A 25,635-nucleotide genomic window follows, 5' to 3' on the forward strand; every position below is an offset into this window, starting at 1 on the left:
TATAACAAAAAGGGGCCAAAGGCCCCTCGATTATAACGGCTTATCGCGCCAATAGCGGTCGTAAAAAACGAGCTGTATGAGACTCTTTATTGGTGCAAATCTCTTCCGGCGTCCCCGTCACCAGAATACGGCCACCACCTGCCCCTCCCTCCGGACCCAAATCGACGATCCAGTCGGCAGTTTTTACCACATCCAGATTGTGCTCGATGATGACGATGGTATTGCCGCGATCCCGCAGCTGGTGCAGCACCTTGAGCAGTTGCTGGATATCGTGGAAGTGCAGCCCTGTGGTCGGCTCATCCAGAATGTATAGAGTCTGGCCGGTGTCCCGCTTGGAGAGCTCGCGCGCCAGCTTGACCCGCTGCGCCTCGCCGCCCGACAGCGTGGTGGCCGACTGGCCGAGACGGATATAGGAGAGGCCCACGTCCATCAAGGTCTGCAGCTTGCGCGCCACTGCCGGCACAGGATCGAAGAACTCGCGGGCATCTTCCACCGTCATCTCGAGGATCTCGTGGATGTTCTTGCCCTTGTACTTCACCTCCAGGGTCTCGCGGTTGTAGCGCTTGCCCTTGCAGACGTCGCACGGCACGTAGACATCGGGCAGGAAGTGCATCTCCACCTTGATGACCCCATCCCCCTGACACGCTTCGCAGCGGCCCCCCTTCACGTTGAAGGAGAAGCGGCCCGGCTGGTAGCCGCGCGAACGCGCCTCCTGGGTGCCGGAGAGCAGCTCGCGGATCGGAGTGAACAAACCGGTATAGGTGGCCGGGTTGGAGCGCGGGGTACGGCCGATGGGGCTCTGGTCGATATCCACCACCTTGTCCAGATGCTCCAGCCCTTCCACGCTGCGATAAGGCGCAGGCGTAGACTCGGTCGCCTTGTTCAGCTCACGGTGGGCGATGCGGAACAGGGTGTCGTTGATCAGGGTCGACTTGCCGGAGCCGGAGACGCCGGTGACGCAGGTCATCACGCCGATGGGCAGATCCAGGTTGACGTTGCGCAGGTTGTTGCCGCTCGCCCCCTTGAGTTTCAGCCACTTGCCGGTAAGCGGGGTGCGCTCGGCCGGAATGGCGATCTGCTTGCGGCCGGAGAGGTAGTCACCGGTCAGCGACTCCGGATTGTCGATGATCTGCTGGGGGGTGCCCTGCGCAACAATTTCGCCACCGTGCACACCCGCCCCCGGGCCGATATCGAGCACGTGGTCGGCGAGTCGAATGGCATCCTCGTCGTGCTCCACCACGATCACCGTGTTGCCGAGATCGCGCAGATGGGTGAGGGTCTTGAGCAGCCGCTCATTGTCACGCTGGTGCAGGCCGATGGAGGGCTCGTCGAGTACATACATCACCCCCACCAGACCGGCACCAATCTGGCTGGCCAGTCGAATGCGCTGCGCTTCACCACCGGATAGGGTCTCGGCGCTGCGCGACAGGCTCAGGTAGTTGAGACCGACGTTCACCAGGAAGCCGAGCCGCTCGACGATCTCTTTCAATATCTTCTCGGCAATCTGGGCACGCTGGCCGGTCAGGTTCAACCCTTCGAAGAAGGCCAGTGCATCACCGATGGACTGCTCGGCGATGGCCGGCAGGTTGCGGTTGTCGACGAAGACGTGGCGTGCCTCCTCCCGCAGTCGGCTGCCACCGCAGCTGGTACAGGATTTGTTGGCGATGTATTTGGAGAGCTCTTCACGCACCGAGTTGGACTCGGTTTCCCGGTAGCGTCGCTCCATGTTGTGCAGGATCCCCTCGAACGGGTGCTTGCGCACCACCACGTCGCCGCGGTCGTTCATGTAGCGGAACTCGATCTCGGTGCGACCGGAGCCGCGCAGGATCACCTCCTGGGTCTTGACCGGCAGATCTTCCCACGGCGTTTCCAGATCGAACTTGTAGTGCTCGGAGAGGGATTTGAGCATCTGGAAGTAGTAGAAGCTGCGCTTGTCCCAGCCACGGATGGCGCCGTTGGCCAGGCTGATGGCCGGATCGCCGATCACCTTGGCCGGATCGAAATATTGCTGCACCCCGAGGCCGTCGCAGGTCGGACAGGCACCGGCCGGATTGTTGAAGGAGAAGATGCGCGGCTCCAGCTCCGACATGGAGTAGCCGCACTCCGGGCAGGCAAAGTTGGCGGAGAAGGTCATGGGGGCAACTCCCTCATCCCCATCCATCGGCACCACCAGCACGATGCCGCCGGAGAGGGTCAGCGCCGTCTCAAACGACTCGGCCAAACGCAGCGCCAGATCCTCGCGCACCTTGAAGCGATCCACTACCACCTCGATAGTGTGCTTCTTGTGCAGCTCCAGCGTAGGAGGATCGGAGAGATCGCACACCTCGCCGTCGATACGGGCACGGATGTAGCCCTGGGCCGCCAGATTCTCCAGCAGCTTGGTGTGTTCCCCCTTGCGATCACGCACCACCGGGGCCAGCAGCATCAGCTTGCTCCCCTCCGGTTGGGCCAGCACCTGATCCACCATCTGGCTGATGGTCTGGGCGGCGAGCGGAATGGCGTGGGTCGGGCAGCGCGGCTCACCGACCCGGGCGAACAGCAGACGCAGGTAGTCGTAGATCTCGGTGATGGTGCCGACGGTCGAGCGCGGGTTGTGGGAGGTGGACTTCTGCTCGATGGAGATGGCGGGCGAGAGCCCCTCGATATGGTCGACGTCAGGCTTCTCCATCAGGGAGAGGAACTGGCGGGCATAGGCGGAGAGGGACTCCACATAGCGGCGCTGCCCCTCGGCATAGAGGGTATCGAACGCCAGAGAGGATTTGCCCGAACCGGAGAGGCCGGTGACCACGATCAGCTTGTCGCGGGGCAGGGTCAGATTGATGTTCTTGAGGTTGTGGGTGCGAGCACCCCGGACCACGATCTTTTCCATCTTGTTGCACGCTCGATACAGAAACCTGAGCGAGTCAGTATGGCATAGAGACTACTGGATGAATAGACAGTTGCGGGATGAAATGCGCCTTATCCCGGACAGGCCATCTGCTCCCTTATCTCCTGCAGCAGCCGCTCACTTTGCCAGATCTGGGCGGTCACCTCGACCCGATAGGGGCAGCGCAGACCCAAGCCGATATTACCCGCCTCCCTGAGTTCCCCCGCCCGCAGCGACAGAGTACGACTCTGCTGTTGCGTGCTGCGCCCGACCGCCCCTTCGCTGCGTACCAGCAACCTGACACTCACCGTCGCGTCGCGCTTGCTGAGCAGCGTTGGTGCAAGTGACAGCCCCTGCTCGTTCTGCGCCATATTGAGGGACAAGCAGATCGACGGATCGGGCTCCCTCTCGTTTTCCCTGGCGCTTGTTGGGGACGCGACGCGATGAACCAGCATCAACCCACAGAGCAGCACCAATAAAAGAGGGGCCCGCAGGCCCCTGAATCCGGAGATGACCATCAGTTGCTACCAGCCCCTTGATAGACATAGGCATGGTTATCGCTGCCCAATACGGTCACATTGGCAGTATTTAAGCTATCGTTTTGCACCACATCAACGGTGTTGCGCCCCCCACCAACCCCAGCATTGACGTAGACATTAGCCTCGTGCTCAGCGCCGTTCTGGGTCACGGTGAGTTTGTTCTTGCTACCCAAGTAGGACTCAACCTTGGCATTGTTCAGCTCACCATCCTGGCTCACTTTGACCACAGACTCAGAGTGAGACGCATCGGCATAGGCCCAGTTGTCAGTGCCTTTCTGAGCAACGACCAGCTCGTTGTCCGAGCCCCAGGTCCAGGCTCCTTTACCCTCCACGCCACGCGCGGCGGCAACCTGGTTGCCAGTGCCGTTCTGGTCAATATCGACCTTGTTGCGACTACCCTCCTCTTGCACTGCATTGGCATAGTTGTCATTGCCTACCTGATCAATGGTGACCACACCATCGGTACTGCTGGCTAACTGGTTGACCACAGCCTTGTTGTCATCACCGGTCTGGTTGATCAAGGCATCATTGCCAGTACCTTGCTGGTCGGTCTCAATCCGGTTGCGATTACCATCCTGTGTCAGGTCAGCAAGCTCCCCGGTTCCAGACTGTTTGGCCAGCAGGTGGTTGCCCTCCCCGGCATCAGATCCTTTTTGCAGGGTCACCACCTTACCGCCGGTTCCACTTTGCTCAACAGTCGCTACGTTGGCACTATCGTATTGAGTGACATCTGCATTGTTCAAAGAACCACTCTGAGTCACCACTGCAGATGTTCCTTCCGCCGGTGCATAGTCATAGTTACCGGTTGCCTGCAGCACCTTGGTGATATTGCTCTCTCCACGTTGTACCACTTCGGCGTTGGCTCCATCAGCCGCTGTCTGGGTCACGTCAGCCTGGTGAGCCCCACCTTCTAGCTGCTGTACACTCGCCCGAGCGAAATCGGATATCTGGTTGTCAATGACAGCCCGATTATCATCCGAGATTTGAGTGATCCTGGAGTCAGCTAAGTCACCATTATCTTGCTTGATCTTGGCGTCGTTGCGATCCCCATCCTGCACAACCCCGGCAACCGCACCGCCATTCTCAAATTGCTGAATCACATCAGCAAAGTTGTCGTTCCCCTTTGTATCGATGGAGGCTTTGGAGAGGTTAGTGTCACCTTGTTGCAAGATGTAACCCTCGTTACTGTCACCTACCTGCCGAGTATCGGCATCTGACTGGCCGGTATTCTTTTGCGTGGTAACAGCTGTGTTGTTGTTACCAGCTTGATCGATGCTCGCCTTGTTATCGACGCTTCCCACTACCTGGTTAATGGTGGCGTTATTGCCGCTCAGGGCCTGGTTCACCGTAGCCTGGTTACCAGTAGATGCCGCCCAAGCGGTGCTGGTCGCCAGAAGAACTGCCGAGGCAATGATGGTACGTTTAAACATGATTTCCCTCTCGTGCTAATGGTTGAGCCTAGGCTCAGTTGGTTTGAACGACATTTACTTGCTGATTGGCTCCCGTCTGAATAACGGTTGCCGCCAATCCATACCCGTTTTGCTCAATGCTGGCCTGATTGCCATCACCCAGCTGGATCGCCCGGGCCTGATTGTCTGCCCCTTGCTGACTGATCCAGGCTTCATTGCCGCTGCCTTGTTGCAGCAGCCAAATCCGGTTATTGATGCCCGCCTGATAGAGCTCGGCGCTATTGCCCTCGCCCAGTTGCGCACCATTGACCCAGTTCTCATCTCCCACCTGGGAGAGTGCCAACTCATTGGCCCAACCCTGTTGCAGCAGACGCGCCTGATTCAACTCCCCTTGCTGGGTGAGGTGCAGTTGCTGCTCGCTACCGAGTTGCCACAACAGCGCCTGATTCCCATCGTTCTGCAGACCGGAATCCAGCTCGCTTGCCATCGCCAGCTCGTCGAAGGCGGCAGGCTCTGCGGCGAGTTGCGGGGCGCCCGATATCAGCAGAAAAAAGAGAGCACTCAACAGGTGTTTCATCGCGCCATCGCCTTGTTGGAAAACGCCCACAGTATCCCTGTCAGACCAGAGGCGGCCTATCAGGCACTCCGCTGATTCGAGGATGAAAAGCGCCGCCCTGTCGCTGAGCAGAAAGTCTTAATTCGTATTCGATGGAGGCCAAAAAAATGCCCTCCACCAGGGAGGGCATTGCGCGAGCGGGAAAACTCAAAGCAGCGGGGCATTGTCTTGCAGGTACTCCTGCAGGATCGGATTGTCGATATCCCGCTGGTCAGCCAGTTGCCACAGATTGTCTCGCACGCCATTGGCTATTAGCCGGATCACCCCGGACTCGATAGCCGACATGACACACATCTGTACCGGTTCATTGGTACTGAAACCGGCCTCGGCCTCCAGCAGGCGCTTGTACTCGACGAAACGGAATACCCCGGCCTGCACCTGTTGCGACAATACGGTCTTGGAGGTGGTGACACTGTTCAGGATCCGGCCTGTACGGATATCGACGGCGCGCAGATTGACCGTCACCTGATCGACCCGGTACTCCCCGCTGGCACCGATGCCGAAATACTTGGCCCCCGCCCCGCCGGTTCGCACATTGCTGTCATAGGCGACGATCCCCCCCTCGATCAGGATGTTGGCGGCGACCAGCGAGGGCAATTGATTGGCATTGTTGCCGGGAACATTGGGCTTGTTCTGGGCCGCCCGTACAATCTTGCGTTCGGTCAGCAGGTTCTGCAGCCCCTCTCGCTCCAGTGGCACAAACCATTGGGAATCCCACAAGGCCGTGCTCAGCATGGCCACCCCACCCTGGGTGACCGCCGTGGAGAAGTTGGACGCCGGTGCAGGCAGGTACTGACCGGTCTGATCGCGAAAATCGTAGACGGCCGCGACAATTTTCCCTTTTGGCTTGGGCAGACTGATCAGCTCCTTGTAAGAGACGGATCGCGGCATCAGGGTTGCCTTCTCATCGGCAACGGGTGAGCCGATATGGGTCGCACAGCCAGCCAGCGCAAGCAGGGGCACTATCAATAACAGTTGTCGTTTCATCGCGCCCTCAGTCAGCAATCAGACCATTCACTTCGATCATGGTGGTCTGGTTGGTCACCCGGTCGGTGATTGAAACCACCAGAGTGCCATCTTCATCCACCACATTGATGGCAAAATCATCGGTCACCAGACTGCCGCTCTGGCTGCCATCCTTGCCGATATCGGCCAGCAGCTGGCTGATCAGGCGGGATTGCAGGTTGGAGGTCAAGCGATCCAGCGCCGAGGTGCCGCTGCTACCGCTGCCACTGGCGGGATCCTTGTAATCATTCTGCGCATTGGCGGTGCCAAGCAGATGACTGCTGTTGAGAGGGTTACCCCCAAAGCTGGGGTTGACGGGGCGATAGACAAGCTCCGACGCATGGAGCGTTGGCGCTATCAGGGCTGCAACTAGCCATAACCGGGCACGCATGAGAAATATCCTTATAGTTCATCATGTTCCAAATCGAAGGTATCCATGAACAGGGTCGCGATCTTCTGCTGTTCGAGGGTCTGCCTGACCTGTGACCAAGCCAGTTTGGCGCTCTGCTCCTGCTGATTGCGGCCGGGAGAGAGCGCGGTTTTAAAAATCACCTTCCGGTTATGGGTGATCCAGATCAGGCTGCCCCAGCGGGCTGTCGGGCGCTCATGAATCGTCAGATTTTCTCTGGCATCCGGGTCTTCATCACTGCGCAACCGGGTAAATTCGTTATAAAAGCCCTGACCGAAACGGGTAAAAGTGCGGTCCAGCACCAGACCATCCACATCCAGCCGATCACTCTCCTGCTCCGGCTGTACCGACTCCAGCGGTGCATCAGCCTCGCCCGCCACAACGCTCGTGCAGCCCCAGAGCAGCGCAAGGCAACACGCCACAGAGAGCGCTTTCATCAGTGAGAGTCCGGAGCATCGAGATACTCTTTGGCCCAGCTCACCGCCTGGATCCGGTTCTTCACATTCAGCTTTTTAAAGACGTTATAGAGGTGGGATTTGACGGTGTGTTCGCTGACAAACAGGCTGTCGGCGATCTCGACATTGGAGGCGCCCGTCATCAGATAACGGATGATCTCCTGCTCTCTGGCGGTCAGCAGAGTGTCGTTACGCAGCAGATAACTGTTGCCCTGGCGATAGTATTCGACCAGCTCGCACAGCAGGTGACGCGGCATCCAGTACTCGCCCAACAGGATTTTCTGCAACCCGGCAAGCAGTCTGTCGAGCGGATCCTGACGGAAAAACAGACCGCAGATCTGCGGCCACATCAGCAGCAGGTCGCGATCCGTCGCAGTGGGAGCATTGAGCAGCACAGTGGTCGCCATGCCAAAGCGTTCGGAGATCGCCCGGTTCCAGCCCAGTGACTGGCCAGAGCGGATATAGTCGAGATCGATGAGAAACAGCGTGCCGTCACACTGGTTATCTAGCTGATTAATCTCGTGGATTAGCTGGACGGGGCGGCTCAAATGAGAGATGAGGTATGCAGCAAATGTGCTGGCCTGCACATTATTTTCAGTGACCAGTGCGATCGGGCATGCGGCTTTCATAGTGTGCTCTTCCTTGAACCTGTAAACCACCTAATCTGGCCGACTGAGTCTACCAAGGAGGTATGGGAGCACAATATTAAAAAAGTATGAGAATGGATCTCATAAATATCGTAACCATATGTTTTTAGTCGATTTAAAAACCTATTCCAATTCGCCAATCGGCCAGCATAACAGGAATATATGGCAGAAATGTGATGCCGGACGCGCCGGAAACAGCTGCAACCCGACCATCACTACAGCAGGAGCCAACAGTTGCCTTTGGCACATCAAGCCGGTTAAGGATGCTGCCAATCCGCTTCGCAACTGTTACTATGACCGTCACATGCGTCTGCGGGGCATTGCGCCCCGCACACAGCAACTCATCAGGTATCTAGTCGTGTTGGACCAGGTTTCGACCTGGCCGGTAAATAAGGTGGAAGATAGATTATGGCCAGTCGAGGCATCAATAAAGTCATTCTGATCGGTAACCTCGGGCAAGACCCGGAAGTACGCTACATGCCGAGTGGCGGTGCTGTGACCAACATTACTCTGGCTACCTCCGAAACCTGGCGCGACAAGCAGACCGGTGAGCAGAAAGAGCGTACCGAATGGCACCGCGTCGTCTTCATGGGCAAGCTGGCCGAAGTGGCTGGCGAGTACCTGAAGAAGGGCTCCCAAGTCTATGTCGAAGGTAAACTGCAAACCCGCAAATGGCAGGATCAGAGCGGCCAGGAGCGCTACACCACTGAAGTGCTGGTCGACAGCTTCACTGGCGTGATGCAGATGCTGGGTGGCCGTCCGCAAGGCGGTCAGGGTATGGGCCAGAACATGGGTGGCCAATCCCAGGGTAACTGGGGTCAGCCGCAGCAGAGCATGCCTGCCCAGCAGCCGATGAATCAGCCGCGCCCGGCACCGGCACCACAGCAGAACATGCAGCCGCAAGGCGGTTATGGCCGTCCTGCCCAGCAGCCGCAATCTGCGCCACCGGTATATAACGAGCCGCCGATGGATTTCGACGACGATATCCCGTTCTAGATCTTGTAAAAGATGAAAGTGTAAGAATAAATCACTTTCACCATCTTGAGTGCAAAGCAACCCAGCAGAAATGCTGGGTTTTTTTTATTTTTGCATTTCACTTGCCATCGCGATTTTCAGCACTATAACTTTATGTATGAGGAAAATGTAAGATTAGGATGCACAGTGTATAAGCTAGATAGATTGATTTTTGCAAATGGTGAACGTTACCCTGTCTTAATGGGCAATGATGGTATGCCTCATTTTCTTGCCACCCTCTGGGTGACAACAAAACTTCGTAGCAGCTTGTCGGTGAATACCATTTCAAATCGCCTAGGTGCATTAAAGTGGTTTCTTCAATGGGAAGAAAATAAACACAGAGACCTGTTCTCCGAGTTTCAGAAAGGTAAGTTTCTTAGCGACACTGACATTGACAACATCAAAGAACATCTCAGTCATGATATTTCTCATGTCAAAGGCTTAGCTAAAAGTAAAAAAACCAGAGATAAGGTCATTGATTTATTTAATACCCCAAGACTAATCAGTGTCACCCCCACTGTGGGACGTAACAACATTTACAATCGAGTGACAGCTATTGCAGGTTATTTAGATTTCATTGCTAGAGTAGCTGTACAGAACTGTAATAGCACTAAACTACTCACAGAAATTAACAGTATGAATAAGCGCATACTGGATGTTCGCCCTAAAGGCAAAGGTAAGAATGTTGTAGACAAACTGGATGGTAAAGATTTGCCTGATGGATTAATTGAGGAATTTATGGCTGTGGCACAATTCGACCATCCAAAGAATCCATTCAAACATGCTTCGACAAAAAAACGAAATCATCTTATGTTTTTACTTTTAAAAGAACTAGGCATACGGAGAGGTGAGTTACTCTCACTATCTATTGAATCGAATTTTTTAATGCTTCACGGGCCAAATAAATTCATATGGGTAAAACGTCACCATGATGACATATATGATCCTCGCAAAAATCAGCCTGTAGCAAAAACGAAAGAAAGAATGTTGCGAATTAGAGATGAAACTGCGGCCCTCATTGATGACTACATCATAAATATACGAGCAAAGACTCCTAACGCGAACAAGCATCCATATTTGTTTGTTACACATAGGAAGGGAAAAACGCAAGGACTGCCAATCTCGACCAGTACATTTGATAGTATCATCGTGCCAACAATGAAATCTGTAGATGAGCGGTTCAAATCAATACACCCACATTATTTTAGGCATAACTGGAACCAGTGGTTCTCAGAAATAATTGACAAGAACAATGTTCTATCTAAAGACCCGAACAACAACCGTACGTTTATTTCACCTAGTGAAGAAGCAAAAAGCCGAATGCATCAAATGGGGCACACATCAGAAAGTTCTGCCAAACCATATGTTGAACGTCATATTCGCAAAAAAACAAACAAGCTCGTACTCGAAGAGCAAGAAGAACTACAGAGACAACTTATTGAATCTCAAAGAATAGAGGGTACAAATGAATAAATATGATTACATTGAGGAAGAAAATGACGATTTCCCATCAAGGTTTAGCTCAAAAAAATTAGTATCAAAAGATGGTTACAGCTTTGATTTTCACTCAGAGCGCTGGATGTTGAATAAAGATGTCAGCATTGCATTCATGCCGGATGTTTTATCTATGGAACCAAAACTGCTAGATGGATTTAAAAAAACACTAGCAACCTATGCTGAAGAACAATCAGCACACCATACATCCAATATGTATCTACGCTTCCAACGACTATTGCGAGACACTAGATTCAAAAAACTAGATGAGGATGTATTACTCAATTGGCGAGCAATGCTTGATAAAAGTCATGAATGGTACTTAGGTTCACTCCGTGGCTTTCTTGTTAGCTGGAATGAATATGGCTATTATGGTGTAACAACAGAGATGGTGAAAACACTAGAAATACTAACTCTATCAGGAAACAAGAAAGGAGTATCTGTTGCTAATCGTTGCCCTGAAACAGGTGCCTTTACTAACAATGAGGTACTTGCATTAAATCATGAACTTATTCGCTTATTCAGGGATAACTATATCTCATTTCAATGCTATGCATATGTGAGCTTATTGCAAGCTACAGCTAGACGCCCCACACAGTTACGACAAATAAAGGCTGCCGATTTATTTAAAGAACATGATCACAGTAAGAATGTGACAAATTTTTACCTCAATATACCGAGAGCAAAGCAGCGCGGTGGTGGGTTCCGTTTCTCTTTTAAAAAATTTCCAATTACGGAAGAGCTCTATCTAACGTTGCGTAATTTAATTAGAGATGAAACAAAGAAGTTTGAATCAAAATTCTCAATAAAATTGACTGCTTCTCAAGCAACAAAAATCCCATTATTTATTGATTGGGAAATGGTTTTTGAGTTAGCGGCGCAAAGAACATCATTGACTGATGAGTTATTAGAAACTGACATTTTCAATATGTCATCAATAGATCTAAGAAATCACCTGCTAAAAAATTTCCAAAGAAAACAAAAAGCTATTTCTGAAAGAACAGGAGACTATATTCATATAACGGCTCGGCGGTTTCGTCATACAAGAGGAACAAACCTTGGTCGAAAAGGTTTGGGGCCGTTGATCATAGCGGAGGCATTGGATCACAACGATACACAAAATGTTAAGGTCTATACAGAAAATACCGCAGATACCGTGACCTATATTGACAAGGCTATTGGTAAACAACTGGCTCCCTTTGCTAATGCATTCCTAGGTCGCATTATCGTTGACTTAGAGCAGGGTGAGCGAGGACATGACCTTGCTGCTCGCATACCAAACAAGGATAACGATATCGTAGGAGCATGCGGCACCAATGACTTTTGCATTAAGGGGTATGAAAGTTGTTACACTTGTGAAAAATTCAGACCATTATTAGATGCTCCTCACGAGAAATTCTTATCCCATCTATATGCGGAGAAAGAGGTAAGGTTGAAAACGACAAAAAGTGAAGAGTACGCGGCAACAAAAGATAGGCTAATTTTAGCAGTTGAATGGGTTGTGCAGAAATGCTTTGAACTGAAACAACAACGAGCATGAGGATAATCAGTGGACAGTAACATTTTTCATTTTAAGCCTGCGATAGAACTGAATTCAGAAGCGAACCTAGAAAAGTTCATTCAAAGTAGCAAAAACAAATTAACTGTTTTCGGTGAAGATTGCTGGGATCATAATTTATGGCACACTTTTCACAATACTCGCCGTGTTGTTGCCCGTTTCTCCACAAATTTAGAGCCATCAACTTCCTATAGTTTCTCTCCCCTAGGTGCACCATTTATTGATTTTGCAAAAGCATACATTCGCTACATTTACGCATTAAAACCCATAACAAATCTTCACAGACATTTCGAAGCTATTCGAATACTTGAAGAAGCATTGATTCAATCAAAACATAAAGCAGATATTCTGATGCTCGATGGCCTAGTTTTAGAAAGGCTAGGCGATATCTTTAATAGACGCATATCAAATCTGGCAGGTCGAAATAAAGCGGGCTATCAAATGGAGCTTCTTCTTAATTTCTGCCGTGACAATTTTATAACACCGAGTCTTCCTGGGTGGTCAAATCCATATCAAAAAGTAAAAGATTTAATTATTCAACTTGATGAGAATGGAAAAGAACATCGTAAAAATAAATTGCCCTCAGAAGAGGATATGATGTTATTTGCTAAGTTATTTCATGACGCGCCTTCATTAGGTATTGAAGCAGAATATTTTACTTCTGTAATAGCATTGCTCATGCAAGCGCCATCCCGATGCTCTGAGTTATTCTCATTGCCTATAGATTGTACTGTATGGGAGGAGAATCGCAGTGGAGAACTTAAACTTGGAATACGTTGGGTGCCTGCCAAAAATGGCAACGAAGGGATTAAATGGGTTCCTACTGTCATGCAAGATGTAGCTTTGGAAGCTATCGAACGATTGAAAAAAATTAGCATGCCTGCACGGGAGGCAGCGATGTATGCAGAAACGCATCCAGATAACAATGGGAGTATGGCGTATATCAGTAAATTGGTTAACTGGCCTTTTGTTGATAACGCAAAAAAAGTTAAGGCCTCAGAGGCTTTGTTACTATATAGAGACCGTGAGTTACATGCGGAACATGATGTTATTCAACACTCGTTTGTTTTACCTACGGTGAACATAATTAATGCAAGGATTTCTAGGTCTGAGGCCAGAAAAGGAGGCCTCCTTTGGAAGAAACATAACATATTACGAGAGGATGGCTCACAACCCGATATAACATCCCATCAAGCTAGGCATTGGCTAAGTACCAAAGCTGAACGGGGTGGGATGGATGAATTGACGCTTGCAAACTGGGCAGGGAGAGCAAGAGTTGCTGATAATGCCAGCTATGATCATCGCACAGAAGAAGAAAAGTCCAATGCAATTGCAGTTATTACTATCCCTGAAAATGCAAACACGTTGGACAAAATAAAATGTAACCTTCCAATTAGTTTCGAGGAAATCGGAAAGAACCTTACTGGTGCAGCGATAGTAACAGAGCTAGGCGTGTGTGAGCATGATTTTGCCATGATTCCATGTCAGCGAAACGGTGACTGTGAAACCTGCAAAGAATTGGTCTGTATCAAAGGCTTCCGTAGCTCATTGGAGCTGTTGAAAGTACGAGAAGTTCAAGTGGCAGCTCAACTCGAAAAAGCACAGCAAAGCCATAAAATGGGGGCCTTTGGTGCTGACCGCTGGGTTAGCTCACACGGTTGGCGACTTGCTCATATTAGAACAAAGATCCGGCTATTAGAGGATGAAAATGTTCTTGATGGCACCCCCATTCGTATTCCTGATGTATATGATCCATCGCCAGCCAAGGTTGTTCTTTTAGAGAAGGGACTTAATATTGAAGTTCAATCGCCTGACTCTATCGATTCTAAAGCTTTTAATATTATGGGTGATTTGTTATGCCTAAAATAGTTATCACAGAAAAAAATCTGCCTAATATACTAGGTCTAATTAATACTTGGGAAGGAAAGTTAACTTGGGACTTGCTCTGTAAAAAAGTTGCCATAATGATTGATGTTAAAGGTGGCGTCCAACGTCAATCATTATCCTCTTACAAAGATATTCAAGATGCATACTCGCGAAGAAAGACATTTTTAAAAGAACTTTTTTCTCAACCTGAGCCTACCAAAGAGCGTGATGTAACGCTTGAGTATCTTATAAAAAAGGTTGCTCTTTTAGAGAATGAATTGGCCAGATTAAATAGTTTGAATGATGCATACAAACAGCGTTTCATAGTATGGCAATATAATGCTTACATGCATGGTGTCAGAATGACATCAATTGATAACTTCCCAACAGATAGTGCCGATCTAAAAAAATTACAGGATATGCTTGGAAAGCCGCTTATAGAAGTTAAACGCCGAACAGGAGGTCAATGATGGGGAGCTGTGCGGAGAAAGCCAAGGAGTTCGTCAGGACGTTTGAGCTATGGACGGCAACACAAACTGACGAGAGCTACCGGCAGATAATTCACAGAGGCAATCTCAGCCGAGGTGAAATCGCCAAGGCCATTGGCTGTGGCCGCTCTGCCTTGGCCCAGAATCCTGAGCTGCGCAGACAATTACAACAATTAGAGGACGGTTTAAGAACACAAGGGGTGCTGCCACCGTTAACCGCTCAGGCCAAAGCCAGTTCCGATAACCCTAAGACTTATGACCCTACGGCTCATCGACGCCAACTCGATGCGAAACGTGTATCGACATTGGAGCAGGAAAACATTGAGCTGAAAGCGCAACTCAAAGAACTAAAAACCAAACTTGAGCGCTTTGGTGAGCTATCTGAGACATTGGCTGAAATGGGGATCTTGCCACGATGATCCAATCCCTGCATTCCGAGCAAATTCGTGTCACCAGTATCCCATATAGCTCATCCGGCTACGTGATCTTCTCTGGTATCCCACTCCATGGCGACACCAGCCAGATTAGGGACGGCAAATACTATGTGACCATTAAGGCGCGGCCTGACACCCTTCCGGCACAACCGTCACAGGGCCAGCAATGGACAGTCCATGGAAAGCCCCTCATTGAGAGGGTTGAGGTTGGTGACGTTGTTATGCGGCAACACACCTATGAATCACCTGAGCACGTAATATGCACCCTGCCAGAGACAGGTGAGCAGCTGATCCAGTTCATTGCCAAGGAGCCTGATTTCAAGGGAATTGGCCTCGGTAAAGCCAGGGCGTTATGGCAACTACTCGGTGAGCAATTTCACACCACCCTGCGCACCGACACACCAGAGTCCAGAGAGCGCCTCAAGGGTATTCTGAGTGATGTATCTATTAATGCCCTGTTCAACGGCTATGCAAAATACAAAAATCTGAGCCACTGCAATTGGATGGCAGAGTGTCGGATCCCCTCGTCCATTCAGCAGCGCCTATTGAAGTTCCATGGCGAAGGATCCGTTGAAGCAATCAAAGATAATCCCTACTTGTTGGTCGGCTTCGGAATGGAGTTTGAAGAAGTGGATACCCTTTCTCAAACGAAGTTTGAGGTAGAACTAAAAGATCCGAAGAGACTGAGTGCCGCCCTAGAGTTCGCCATCCACGCGGAAGTGGAAAAAGGCCACACCTACACCACGCAGGCCAGGCTTCGCCCCCTGCTGACCAAATTGCTTGGTGACGGCGAGTTGGCAGCACAAGCATTCAAGGCTGGTTACCACCAAGCCCAGTATGTGCTGAACCATGAAGCAGGCACCTATCACCCTACCGCACAATTGCTGATGGAGACTGTTGTTGCCAAGCGGCTGTTGAAACTTGCTAAACAGCAAAATCGTTACGATGAGTCCACCAATGCTGCGTTTCTCGCAGCGGTTAATGAGCTGCCCTATGAATTGACCGCGATGCAAAATGAAGCGGTGCTCACCGCGCTAAACAATGCGGTGAGTTGCATCACGGGGGGCGCAGGAACTGGCAAAACCACAGTGCTCAGAACGGCACTGCGGGCCTATGGCAAAATGGGCTTTGAGGTGCATGCTGTCGCCCTTTCTGGACGCGCAGCAATGCGCCTATACGAGTCGATAGGCTTTAGGACGATGACCATTTCCGCCTTGTTGCGGCAAGAGCCCATAGAACCATCTGATGGGTTTCCCAGCCATCTGCTGGTAATCGATGAAGCATCCATGATCGACCTGCCCACCATGTATCGGCTCACCAACCATCTGCACCCCACCGTGCGGATCATATTCACGGGTGACCCAAACCAGCTACCTCCGATAGGATGTGGCAAGGTGCTAGCCGATATCGTTGCATCACAGGCCATTGCGAACGTGACCCTGGACATCGTTAAACGCCAGAAGGGAGCCACAGGCATTCCTGAATACTCTATGCAGGTCAATCAAGGTCTCATACCGGAGCACTTGAGCATGGGTAACGTCTATTTCCACGAAACATCCAAAGAGAGGATCGCCCAAGTCTGTGCCGAGTTATATCAGCAATCCCCCGAGAACAGCCGAGTGGTAGGTGCGACCACCGCTATGGTGGCGGAGATCAATAATCTTATTCAGGAGGCCGTCAACCCTGATGGTGCTCGGATGATATTTGAGATGTATGGCGAAACCTACCGCCGCAACGATTTGCGCCAAGGAGATGTGATCCTCTTCACTCAGAACAATTACGAGAAAGGCATTCAAAATGGCTCGCTCGGAACGCTAACTCGCGCTGTCGGGGCTGGAGATGACTACGGAGTGGTTGAACTGGACACAGGCGAGAGCGTGTATGTCACCCAATCCCTGCTGGACTGTATGAGGCTGGGCTACTGCATCACACTCCATAAAGCTCAGGGTTCGCAGTTCCCACGCATCATCATCGCGCTGCAAAAGGGGAGGATCGTTGACAGGGCCTGGCTCTATACCGCAATAACCAGGGCCGAGCATGAGGTCCATATCGTGGGCAGCACAGCTGAGTTTGCAGCCATCACCAAAGCGCCCAGCAATGCCCATAACCGGAACAGCTATCTGCGTGATCTGTTGAAGAAATGAGAGGAGATTGATTCCCTTGGGGAGCGACTACGGGTACAAGCGGAGATAAGCGGTGCGTCAACGCGCAGCGTTGTCCACGGCTTATTCCGTGCTCTTGCGTAGCAAGATGTGCCCGTAGCTGAGCGATCGGAAGGGCTAGAACCTTAAAAATCAATACCTTACAAGGCCTTGACATAGTACCACCAGAGTCTCTTTTGTACCAAGAACGAACTCCAACGTGAGTCATCAATTGACCTTCGCTGATTACGAGTTCAACAGCAAACGCCGCCAGACCCGTAAAGAAGTTTTCCTCTCTTGAATAGAGTAACTGCTTCCCTGGCCCTGGATGCTGGTCATCATTACGCCCATCTATCCCAAGGTCGGCAATGGCCGTCACCCCTAACCACTGATGCAAATCCAGCCATAAGAACCTTCTCTAAAAAGGCTGGGTGCAAAGTAAGTGGTCAAGTCAGTGTAATTACCCACGAAAGGCCTCTCGCAATTATGATAGGCATGGCCCCGTGGGCGCGGGCATCGGACAGACTCAGGAGCAGTAACATGAAGCATCAAACCCTCACCGTGGAAAATAGCCGCATTCGCGTCACCGTCAGCCGCGAGATAGCCGATAAATTCCTGCCAACCGGAGTTATCGGTCGCGATGAGTCCCCCGGTCAGGCGCAACGTGGTCGTCTGCTTTCTGCCGCGATGGGCAAATTAGCCAGCGCAACCGAATTACGCCTTCGGCTCACTAACGATATCGAGCGGGCTGATGTCATCGCGCTGGCCCATAAGCTCCTTGTCCGTGACTATCTGGAGGAACACAGTCACTACAACGTCAACGAGGTGATCATGCGCCTCGAAGAGGGTCACCTCATGCACAAATACATGGCCCAGGAGGTCACTCTCGCCAATGAGTACGCTCGCGGTGTCTTGAAGACTATTTCGCAAGACGACGCCCGCCTTTACGTAGCGCCAAAGGTAATGGCCGGGGTACTCTCCCCCCATGAACGCAGGCAACTGGAGACCCGCGTTGAACTCCTGCTAAACCGCATTGGCATCAATGCAACTGAGGCACTAGATAAAGCCCGTCACGCCTTGCAAGCGCAGGCCAACATCGCGCACCATTATCACATGTGTCGGGCCAATATGACGGGTTGGAAGATTGAGGTCATCGGGGAACTACCGGCTCAAGTGGGCCTATCTCGGTTGCTGCCAAAGGATGATTAATGGATCGCAATCCCAGACCCACCTACCAGCTCACCTCTATCCACCGAGTAGGGCGCCAGAATTTACGGTGCTGTACAGCATTGTTGCTCAAATTCTCTGCTGTACATCGCTCTTATTTATCGGGTGGATTACCCTACCTGGATGGAAAAACCTCAGTATAATCAATGCAACTACATATAATCCGCAGCCAATTATCCATACCCATCCATTCCACGTTTCGCGGGTTGCACTATACAAAAATGCAAAAACAAGTGGACCGATTACACCTGTCAGGTGGGTCAAACTGGTCAGCACCCCTTGTAATTGTCCCTGTGCTACCTGACCGACACGAACAGATATAATTCCCTGCAAGGCGGGAAGTGTGATGCCACCACAAGCTAGTAACAGCAAAACCGGCCAAACCATCCAGCTTTGTGTAATGACCGCCAATAAAAATAGGCCACAACCGTCAGCCAAAATGCCAACCGCTATAGCTTTCCGTTCTCCCAAATGTTTAGCGATAAAACCAGCAGCAAGTCCTTGAAACAGTGCGTGTGTCAGCCCGAACACAGCCAATGAAACACCGACCATTACGCCATCCCATGCGAAGCGCTCTTCTCCGAATAAAACCCATAATGTTGCGGGGATTTGGCCAATCAATTGAATGATGAAAAAGACAACTAACAATCCCGATAATGGGGAGATCATCTCGCGTATGGAGGATGTGGTTTCATTGATTGTTTCATTCTTTAACTCGTCACTAACCTGATTAGCATTATGGGTCTCATGTAAAATGAATAGGGAGACCAGAAATGCCAGCCCGTTAATAGCAGCAGCGAACATAAACGGTGCCTGTACCGAAAGTTGACCGGCAAAACCACCAATGACTGGTCCAGCAATCATACCGCCACCAAAACAGGCACCCATCATACCAAACCAATGTGTCCTGGATTCCTCAGGTGTGACATCGGCAATTGTTGAGGCTGCAACAGCTCCAGTCGCACCGGTAATACCAGCAATTAAGCGTCCCAAATACAACACCCACACTACGCTGGCTGTTGCCATTAATGCGTAGTCCAGTGTTGCACCTAAAAGTGAAAGTAACAATACAGGGCGACGACCTATGCGATCTGACCAGCGGCCGAGAAGAGGGGCAAAAATCACTTGCATCATTGCATACAGCGCCAATAAAACACCGTAGTTCTCTGCAACATTAGCCTTTCCAACAAACTCCCGTAATAACGCCGGCAAGACAGGCATAATTATGCCAATCCCCATAGCATCTAAAAAAATGATGACCAGTGCCATCATCACAGTGCGGTTCATAGTTAACGTTCTCTATCGATGATAGGGTTTGAAAAATAACTCTATCAGTGATAGATTGTCAACAGCAAAAGGAGATAGTGATGGCACGACTAAGCTTGGACGACGTAATTTCAATGGCGCTCACCCTGCTGGACAGCGAAGGGCTAGAGGGCTTGACTACGCGTAAGCTGGCGCAGTCCCTAAAAATTGAGCAACCGACTCTGTATTGGCACGTGCGCAACAAGCAGACTCTTATGAACATGCTTTCAGAGGCAATACTGGCGAAGCATCACACCCGTTCAGCACCGTTACCGACTGAGAGTTGGCAGCAGTTTCTCCAGGAAAATGCTCTGAGTTTCCGTAAAGCATTACTGGTCCATCGTGATGGAGCCCGATTGCATATAGGGACCTCTCCTACGCCCCCCCAGTTTGAACAAGCAGAGGCGCAACTACGCTGTCTATGCGATGCAGGGTTTTCGGTCGAGGAGGCTCTTTTCATTCTGCAATCTATCAGCCATTTTACGTTGGGTGCAGTATTAGAGGAGCAAGCAACAAACCAGATAGAAAATAATCATGTGATAGACGCTGCACCACCATTATTACAAGAGGCATTTAATATTCAGGCGAGAACCTCTGCTGAAATGGCCTTCCATTTCGGGCTGAAATCATTAATATTTGGATTTTCTGCACAGTTAGATGAAAAAAAGCATACACCCATTGAGGATGGTAATAAATGATGCTATCTATGTGTCAACTCTAATTTATAGTTATGGATAGTGTTTTCAAATATATACATGTATCGTCAGTATTTTATCTATTAAATATTAAACCACTTCTGGTTAATATCATGGGTGTCACCGTCCCTCGATAAAATGGCATTGAGTCTCCCACAACTAAGCCACCCATTCGGTTTAAGGTCTTAACGATGATATCTCTTGCATCCATATGGATTTCATCTACAGATTGTGCGAAAAGTTCGTGCAGTGAAAACCGAGCCAAGCTAGAACCTATTTGATACCCTCTGAAATTTTGCATTGTTGCAAATCGCCCCCAATGAGTTTCATCGCATTATTTCCAGGCTGCAACGGCACCAACAATTGTGGAGTTCATAATTGCACACCACCATTGTGGCGATTTTTCAGCTGGAATAGGGATCAATTCGTCAGGGATCCCCTGCTCTCCCTTGAACACGGGAATTTGCAAACGCAGTATGTCGTCCATATCTTCATGCGTTGCTTTCCTCAATACAAGATTCTGCATCGGGTCATCCTTATCGTTGAGCCGTAACAGCAGGTATTTTCATTAGTAGCTCAGCACAAAATGCACATAATTTGTTCAAATCAATAAGCCGCCTAGGAACACAGTATCTATTGGCCACCGCCTTCCGTTGGCGGCATCGCTTCTTGCGCTATGGCCGACTCAGGTATGCTTCTTTTCGATAAAACGCCTCTTTCATTTATACCTTTTAATTACATCATCACCAATTGACTTACCGCTCTAATTTTCCCATTCAACCGGTAGATTTTTTCTGATGCATTTTTATGCAAACAAGTAATTTTTTGCTTCTCTTGAGGTAGTTTTTCAAGTATCTCGCGGTAGGCTTGTAACTCATAACGAGTCAACAGAAGCTCTTCTTCCAGAGACCTCAACTCACTTGCTAGATCATAATTATCGCCTTTGATTGATGCTTGTAAACTGCCCAGAAGATCATCTGAAAAAATATAATGCCGATTATTTTTTGGCCCATTAGCTTTCACTGCATCCTGTTTTTTCAAGCTATATACATGGCGGTCAACCAAGCCTGATGCCTGATACACAGCCAAGTCATTGACCTCCATAGCCAATCGTATCAGCTCTTTCCTGCTTATTTTTAGACCAGTCATTTTGAGTAAAACTTGATAAAACTTGTTACTGATTTTGTAAACATTTTTATTCTGCATAAAATTTCCACAACCACAACACTTAGGATTGCTAAGTATACAGAGACAGGTGAAACTTAGACAATCTATACATATGAGAACTTTGTGATGAACAAACATTGTACAAAAACCCATTCCCAGAGAGACTCAAGCAGGCGCGTAAAAAAGCAGGTATATCCCAAAAGGAGCTTGGGGTAAGGGCCGGTATGGATGATAGTTCTGCTAGTGGTCGCATGAATCACTATGAGAGAGGTCGCCACGTTCCAGACATTGATACAATGCGAAAACTTGCCAATGTACTGGGAAAGCCGCTGAGTTATTTTTTTTGCGAAGATGATCTTAGTGCGGAATTGGTTTGTCTATTTGAGCAACTTGATGAGGATGAAAAGTTAGATCTTCTCTTTAAGCTACGTGAAAATAAACGGTGATACCGCTAAGTAAGATACCTGCTCATGTTGCGGATTGACCACCAGAAGTTTGCAACGCATTGATAGTGGTTTGTAGCTAGGAGAGGAGGTTAACTTTCATGGTTGTGCTCATGCCTTCACCACCGGGATCCCTTTGATACTGGTGGTATAGCGGGGGCTGAGTTGTTCGCGTTTCATCATCCATTCGCTGGTATCTCGGCCTCGGGATGCAAAGTAGACCTTTCCCAACCGCCCCTGGTTAATCCTATCGATCACCTGCATGAGTGCATCGCTACGGGGATCCTGCTGTTCGCTGCCGAATAGACCCCCTTGCTGCATGCCTTTCGGGGAGAAGTCCGCCAGCATGACGCCGCCCTTCATATAGCGAACATCATCCAACCAGATCCTGCTCAGCAGCGGCTCGATCTGGGCTAGCAACTCACGGGTGTCGGCTGTGGGTATCGGCAACAGCATGGAGATCTGGTTGGCATAATGTGTTTCCCGCTCCGCAAACGGGCTCGAACGAATGAATACTGTGACATGGCGGCAGCACATGCCCTCTGTCCTGAGTTTCTCAGCTGCCCGCTCCATGTAGCCAGCGAGAGCCTCCCGCATGGGGCCGAAGGCGGTGATGCGCTCCCCAAAGGATCGGCTGCAAATTATCTGTTGCTTGGCCTGTGCCAGTTGCTCCAGCTCGGCGCAGGGGATCCCGCACAGCTCCTGCACCGTGCGCTCGACAACGACCCCGTAACGGTGCCGAAGACTCTTAGCATCAGCCGCTACCAGATCAGCCACGGTGTTGATGCCCTGAGCTGACAGCTTGGTGGTGAGTTTGCGACCAATTCCCCAGACCTCGTCTACCGGGGTGATCGCCATCAGTTTGGCGCGGCGTGTTTCATCGCGCAGATCGACCACCCCTCCGGTGGCGGGCCATTTTTTTGCGGCATAGTTGGCGAGTTTGGCTAGGGTTTTAGTGGGGCCGATACCAACACCGACCGTCAGCCCTGTCCACTGCTGTACCCGCTCCCGGATCTGGCGTCCATATGCCACTAGGTCACCCGCCCAACTCTCACTCAGCTCAGCAAAAGCTTCGTCTGTTTACCGGGACGGGTGCGAACAGCTTTGCGAGAAGGTCACTCAGCAACTCGGTGCGTGGTTCTCTCTTTTGAGCTGGTAAGGCTCATGTGGTGAGGGTTCTGGTGAGGACAACCAAAAAGTGTAAGAATAAACAGGTATGAACACGCATTTTCATACCTTTTCTTACATATCTTTAAAAAGTGTCATTTTAAGGTGAGCAACCAGAAGTGTAAGAAAAGGTGTTATGCATTGAAATATATAGTAAAAAATTCATTGCCACTCACTCAGTCACTCACTCAGCAGCGATTTTTTACATGTATTACCATCCTAAGAACAGAATATTGAAAAGGCCCTGATAACTCAGGGTCTTTTTTTATGCACTCAGCCCCGAAAGGGATAAGACGTTTTATGGCTGCCTCCCCTACAGTGATGGATATTCTCCACAGGAACGCTTTGTGAAAAGTGCAATGAAACTGCTCACCCCTTTATTGCTAATGCTGACCAGCATGCTCTCCGGCCAATTGCAGGCAAAGCCACTCAAGGTCGGGGTCAGCTTTGCCATTCCCCCTTATGTCATCGAAGGCGAGAATCGCGGCATTGAGCTGGATCTGCTGAAAGAGGCGTTCGCTGGCAGCGGCTATGAGCCCAGCTTTGAATTTCTGCCGCTGGAGCGTACCTTCCGCCTGTTCGAGTCAGGAAAGCTGGATGCCATCATCAACGTCAGACCCGGTATGGTTGATCCTCACGTTCTGACCCAGCCCGTTATCACCTTCCATAACCGGATCTTCACCCTGCGCAGCACCCACATCAGTACTCTGGACGACCTGCATTCAAAACGGGTCACAGCCTTTCAACGGGCAAGGATCATTCTGGGGGGCGCATTCGCCACCATGGTCAACCAGAATCCCCACTATGAGGAGGTAGCCAAGCAGCAGGTGCAGGTACATCAGCTGATGCGCGGCAGGGTCGATGCAGTGGTACTGGAAGAGCGGGTGTTCTACTACTACCTCGACCAGCTGATTGCCACCGCCCAGGCAGGCGAGCACTACGAGCGCAATCAGGTCAGGCAAGCAGACCTCTTCCCGCCCACTGTCTATCACTTTGCCTTCCGAACGGCCGATGCCCGCAATCTGTTTGATAAGCGCCTTGAGGCGATGCGTCAGGATGGTCGTTATCACCAGATTTTCGCGGCTTACGGCGCCACGCCGTGAGCCACAAACATAAAAGCCAGCCGGTAAGGGCTGGCTTTGTACTGGCTCCGAAGGAACAGCAGTAGGGGAGCGTTACTTCATTGCGCTGCCGTTTTTCAGTTCTGCTTTCTGACGTTTGGCTTCGCGTTTCTCTTTCAGTGACATCTGCGGTTTTTTCTTGGCATCTTTGCCGTTGTGATGTTCTTTGTTACTCATCATCAAACTCCAAAAATGTTACCCAGACAGTTGGTTCCTCATGGGAGCCAGCATGCCATCCGAATCATCAACTTCAGTACGCTTGGTGGGATGGTGCAAGACCATCACCAGACCCAGCATACCCTCCAGCGGCATCCGGATCCAGCCTCATTCTCGTCCAAAAAATGTCGCGCACAGCCCCTTGAGCGGGGAGGCCAAACAACCTCGACAGGAAAGACCAAAAAAGAGTAATTCGCATTATTAAATGCTGTCACGCTTATATTAACCCATCGTAGGCTAGATATTTTCACGGATAAATATAAATCCCTCTCATTATTTATTGCCGTTCAAGAGGCCACCATTTTAATAAGCATTCGCAATATCACCGGAAACATCAGGTTACAACACCGAATAGGTTATTTCCGGTCAGCCGGATATAATGCGCGCCGCACCGAAATATCCGTTTTATTCAGGAAGCTGTGACATGAACAGAAAAACCAGAGCCGCCATGGTGTCGGTCTGCTCCAATATCAGTCTGATCATCATGAAAATGGTGGCCGGTTTCGCCAGCGGCTCGGTCAGTATCATCTCGGAGGCGATCCACTCCGCCATGGATCTGGTGGCGGCCCTGATCGCCCTGTTCGCGGTGAAAAAGTCCGATCTCCCGCCCGATGAACGCCACCCCTATGGTCACGACAAGATTGAAAATGTCTCCGGCGTCATCGAAGCACTGCTTATCTTGCTGGCCGCGGGCTGGATCATCTTCGAAGCCGTCGACAAGCTGCTCACCCCCAGCCCGATTGAAAGCATTGGCTGGGGCGTGCTGGTGATGGTGATCTCGGCGCTGGTCAACAGCGGCGTCTCAGCCTACCTCTACAAGGTGGCCCGAGAGGAGGAGTCGGTCGCCCTGGCGGCCGATGCGCTCCATCTCAAGGCGGATGTGCTCACTTCAGCCGGGGTCGCAGTCGGTCTTGGCGGGATCTGGCTGGCCGGTCTGTTCGGCCATTCTCTCGCCATCCTCGACCCGCTGGTCGCCATTGCGGTCGCCATCTTTATTGTCAGAGAGGCGATCAGCATGCTCAACGAGGCCTTCCAGCCGCTGATCGACCAGAGCATGAGCCCGGAAGAGCTGGCGATGACCAGCCGCATCATCACCGAATGCTGCCCTGCCGCCAGCGGTTTTCACGATCTGCGCAGCCGTCGTGCCGGTCGTCGTCGCCATATCGACTTCCACCTCACCCTGCCCCCTGAGATGAGCATCGGCGAAGCCCACGATATCTGTGATCGCATCGAACACGCCATCATCGCGCAGTTGCCCCACGCCATCGTGCTGATCCACGTCGAGCCGGAGGAGCAAGAGCTGCCCTCACCGCTCGCTATAAATTGAAATGTGGCAAACAGGCGGGAAAGTGG

Annotated in this window: 25 protein-coding genes and 2 pseudogenes; 13 read left to right on the forward strand and 14 right to left on the reverse strand. The window is 50.8% G+C overall.

Going from position 1 to position 25,635, the window contains the following annotated elements; all coding sequences use genetic code 11:
- Nucleotides 1–40: 40 nt before the first annotated feature.
- The 8 genes from uvrA to ACB040_RS03365 form a co-directional block, all read right to left on the reverse strand.
- Complete coding sequence (gene uvrA / locus ACB040_RS03330) at nucleotides 41–2,869, reverse strand: excinuclease ABC subunit UvrA (RefSeq protein WP_108539364.1); 2,829 nt, start codon at nucleotides 2,867–2,869, stop codon at nucleotides 41–43.
- Between the two features lie 89 nt (nucleotides 2,870–2,958).
- The gene (locus ACB040_RS03335; protein WP_371153231.1) at nucleotides 2,959–3,237 is read right to left on the reverse strand and encodes a hypothetical protein; all 279 of its coding nucleotides are present in this window, start codon (nucleotides 3,235–3,237) and stop codon (nucleotides 2,959–2,961) included.
- A 146-nt stretch (nucleotides 3,238–3,383) separates the two neighbouring features.
- Nucleotides 3,384–4,835, reverse strand: coding sequence for a curlin (locus ACB040_RS03340; protein WP_042080926.1), 1,452 nt, complete (start codon nucleotides 4,833–4,835; stop codon nucleotides 3,384–3,386).
- Nucleotides 4,836–4,869: 34 nt separating this feature from the next.
- Nucleotides 4,870–5,391: a curlin gene (locus tag ACB040_RS03345; protein ID WP_338773601.1), complete on the reverse strand. Its 522-nt coding sequence runs from the start codon at nucleotides 5,389–5,391 to the stop codon at nucleotides 4,870–4,872.
- A gap of 186 nt (nucleotides 5,392–5,577) precedes the next feature.
- On the reverse strand, nucleotides 5,578–6,417 hold the full coding sequence (locus ACB040_RS03350) for a CsgG/HfaB family protein (protein ID WP_338773599.1): 840 nt from the start codon (nucleotides 6,415–6,417) through the stop codon (nucleotides 5,578–5,580).
- A 7-nt stretch (nucleotides 6,418–6,424) separates the two neighbouring features.
- Nucleotides 6,425–6,826: a curli assembly protein CsgF gene (locus ACB040_RS03355; protein WP_019445195.1), complete on the reverse strand. Its 402-nt coding sequence runs from the start codon at nucleotides 6,824–6,826 to the stop codon at nucleotides 6,425–6,427.
- A gap of 11 nt (nucleotides 6,827–6,837) precedes the next feature.
- Entirely contained in the window at nucleotides 6,838–7,281 is a 444-nt protein-coding gene (locus ACB040_RS03360) for a curli production assembly/transport protein CsgE (protein WP_100652617.1), read from the reverse strand.
- The gene (locus tag ACB040_RS03365; protein WP_337075726.1) at nucleotides 7,281–7,928 is read right to left on the reverse strand and encodes a LuxR C-terminal-related transcriptional regulator; all 648 of its coding nucleotides are present in this window, start codon (nucleotides 7,926–7,928) and stop codon (nucleotides 7,281–7,283) included. The genes ACB040_RS03360 and ACB040_RS03365 overlap by 1 nt, the downstream gene beginning before the upstream one ends.
- Before the next feature lie 426 nt (nucleotides 7,929–8,354).
- On the opposite strand from ACB040_RS03365, the gene ACB040_RS03370 reads away from it, so the two are divergent.
- The 9 genes and pseudogenes from ACB040_RS03370 (at nucleotide 8,355) to ACB040_RS03410 (ending at nucleotide 18,150) form a co-directional block, all read left to right on the forward strand.
- Nucleotides 8,355–8,942, forward strand: coding sequence for a single-stranded DNA-binding protein (locus tag ACB040_RS03370; protein WP_335812120.1), 588 nt, complete (start codon nucleotides 8,355–8,357; stop codon nucleotides 8,940–8,942).
- Between the two features lie 165 nt (nucleotides 8,943–9,107).
- Nucleotides 9,108–10,433, forward strand: a complete 1,326-nt coding sequence (locus tag ACB040_RS03375; protein ID WP_043147737.1) for a site-specific integrase — start codon at nucleotides 9,108–9,110, stop codon at nucleotides 10,431–10,433.
- Nucleotides 10,426–11,994, forward strand: a complete 1,569-nt coding sequence (locus ACB040_RS03380) for a site-specific integrase (protein WP_174218922.1) — start codon at nucleotides 10,426–10,428, stop codon at nucleotides 11,992–11,994. The genes ACB040_RS03375 and ACB040_RS03380 overlap by 8 nt, the downstream gene beginning before the upstream one ends.
- Before the next feature lie 9 nt (nucleotides 11,995–12,003).
- On the forward strand, nucleotides 12,004–13,881 hold the full coding sequence (locus ACB040_RS03385) for an integrase (RefSeq protein ID WP_034524358.1): 1,878 nt from the start codon (nucleotides 12,004–12,006) through the stop codon (nucleotides 13,879–13,881).
- Nucleotides 13,869–14,348 (forward strand): hypothetical protein, encoded by a 480-nt coding sequence (locus ACB040_RS03390; RefSeq protein WP_021140823.1) that lies wholly within the window; start codon nucleotides 13,869–13,871, stop codon nucleotides 14,346–14,348. Before ACB040_RS03385 ends, ACB040_RS03390 begins: the two co-directional genes overlap by 13 nt.
- Nucleotides 14,345–14,785, forward strand: coding sequence for a VPA1267 family protein (locus ACB040_RS03395; RefSeq protein WP_017780892.1), 441 nt, complete (start codon nucleotides 14,345–14,347; stop codon nucleotides 14,783–14,785). Before ACB040_RS03390 ends, ACB040_RS03395 begins: the two co-directional genes overlap by 4 nt.
- The gene (locus ACB040_RS03400) at nucleotides 14,782–16,944 is read left to right on the forward strand and encodes an AAA family ATPase (protein WP_059169362.1); all 2,163 of its coding nucleotides are present in this window, start codon (nucleotides 14,782–14,784) and stop codon (nucleotides 16,942–16,944) included. The genes ACB040_RS03395 and ACB040_RS03400 overlap by 4 nt, the downstream gene beginning before the upstream one ends.
- A gap of 217 nt (nucleotides 16,945–17,161) precedes the next feature.
- Nucleotides 17,162–17,323: pseudogene (locus ACB040_RS03405) on the forward strand (IS5/IS1182 family transposase); the annotation flags it as partial.
- A 158-nt stretch (nucleotides 17,324–17,481) separates the two neighbouring features.
- A complete protein-coding gene (locus ACB040_RS03410) occupies nucleotides 17,482–18,150 on the forward strand; it encodes a hypothetical protein (RefSeq protein WP_017780890.1) in 669 nt (222 codons plus the stop codon).
- Nucleotides 18,151–18,237: 87 nt separating this feature from the next.
- Here ACB040_RS03410 and tet(E) read toward each other — a convergent pair whose 3' ends face one another.
- The gene (gene tet(E), locus ACB040_RS03415; RefSeq protein WP_017780889.1) at nucleotides 18,238–19,455 is read right to left on the reverse strand and encodes a tetracycline efflux MFS transporter Tet(E); all 1,218 of its coding nucleotides are present in this window, start codon (nucleotides 19,453–19,455) and stop codon (nucleotides 18,238–18,240) included.
- An 80-nt stretch (nucleotides 19,456–19,535) separates the two neighbouring features.
- Between tet(E) and tetR the strand changes: the two genes are divergently transcribed.
- Entirely contained in the window at nucleotides 19,536–20,171 is a 636-nt protein-coding gene (tetR, locus tag ACB040_RS03420; protein ID WP_017780888.1) for a tetracycline resistance transcriptional repressor TetR, read from the forward strand.
- 331 nt (nucleotides 20,172–20,502) lie between these two features.
- Here the strand turns inward: tetR and ACB040_RS03425 are convergent, their stop codons facing one another.
- A complete protein-coding gene (locus ACB040_RS03425; protein ID WP_017780887.1) occupies nucleotides 20,503–20,694 on the reverse strand; it encodes a hypothetical protein in 192 nt (63 codons plus the stop codon).
- A gap of 209 nt (nucleotides 20,695–20,903) precedes the next feature.
- Nucleotides 20,904–21,374, reverse strand: coding sequence for a hypothetical protein (locus tag ACB040_RS03430; RefSeq protein WP_017780886.1), 471 nt, complete (start codon nucleotides 21,372–21,374; stop codon nucleotides 20,904–20,906).
- A gap of 98 nt (nucleotides 21,375–21,472) precedes the next feature.
- Here ACB040_RS03430 and ACB040_RS03435 point away from each other — a divergent pair, with 98 nt between their 5' ends.
- Complete coding sequence (locus ACB040_RS03435; protein WP_047440196.1) at nucleotides 21,473–21,781, forward strand: helix-turn-helix domain-containing protein; 309 nt, start codon at nucleotides 21,473–21,475, stop codon at nucleotides 21,779–21,781.
- Nucleotides 21,782–21,889: 108 nt separating this feature from the next.
- On the opposite strand, the gene ACB040_RS03440 is transcribed toward ACB040_RS03435, so the two are convergent.
- Together ACB040_RS03440 and ACB040_RS03445 are read right to left on the reverse strand one after the other, a co-directional pair.
- Nucleotides 21,890–22,636 carry a DUF4113 domain-containing protein gene (locus tag ACB040_RS03440; RefSeq protein WP_113725460.1) on the reverse strand — a complete coding sequence of 249 codons (747 nt, stop codon included), beginning with the start codon at nucleotides 22,634–22,636 and terminating at the stop codon, nucleotides 21,890–21,892.
- Nucleotides 22,637–22,720: 84 nt separating this feature from the next.
- Nucleotides 22,721–22,843: pseudogene (locus ACB040_RS03445) on the reverse strand (hypothetical protein); the annotation flags it as partial.
- Nucleotides 22,844–23,304: 461 nt separating this feature from the next.
- Here ACB040_RS03445 and ACB040_RS03450 point away from each other — a divergent pair.
- Nucleotides 23,305–24,048: a substrate-binding periplasmic protein gene (locus tag ACB040_RS03450; RefSeq protein ID WP_371153436.1), complete on the forward strand. Its 744-nt coding sequence runs from the start codon at nucleotides 23,305–23,307 to the stop codon at nucleotides 24,046–24,048.
- Nucleotides 24,049–24,120: 72 nt separating this feature from the next.
- Here ACB040_RS03450 and ACB040_RS03455 read toward each other — a convergent pair whose 3' ends face one another.
- Nucleotides 24,121–24,246 carry a hypothetical protein gene (locus tag ACB040_RS03455; protein ID WP_019445191.1) on the reverse strand — a complete coding sequence of 42 codons (126 nt, stop codon included), beginning with the start codon at nucleotides 24,244–24,246 and terminating at the stop codon, nucleotides 24,121–24,123.
- A gap of 460 nt (nucleotides 24,247–24,706) precedes the next feature.
- On the opposite strand from ACB040_RS03455, the gene ACB040_RS03460 reads away from it, so the two are divergent.
- Entirely contained in the window at nucleotides 24,707–25,609 is a 903-nt protein-coding gene (locus tag ACB040_RS03460; protein ID WP_338773597.1) for a cation diffusion facilitator family transporter, read from the forward strand.
- The last annotated feature ends 26 nt before the right edge of the window (nucleotides 25,610–25,635 follow it).

This window comes from Aeromonas sp. S11(2024) (genome assembly GCF_041402345.1).
Classification (GTDB): Bacteria; Pseudomonadota; Gammaproteobacteria; order Enterobacterales; family Aeromonadaceae; genus Aeromonas; species Aeromonas veronii.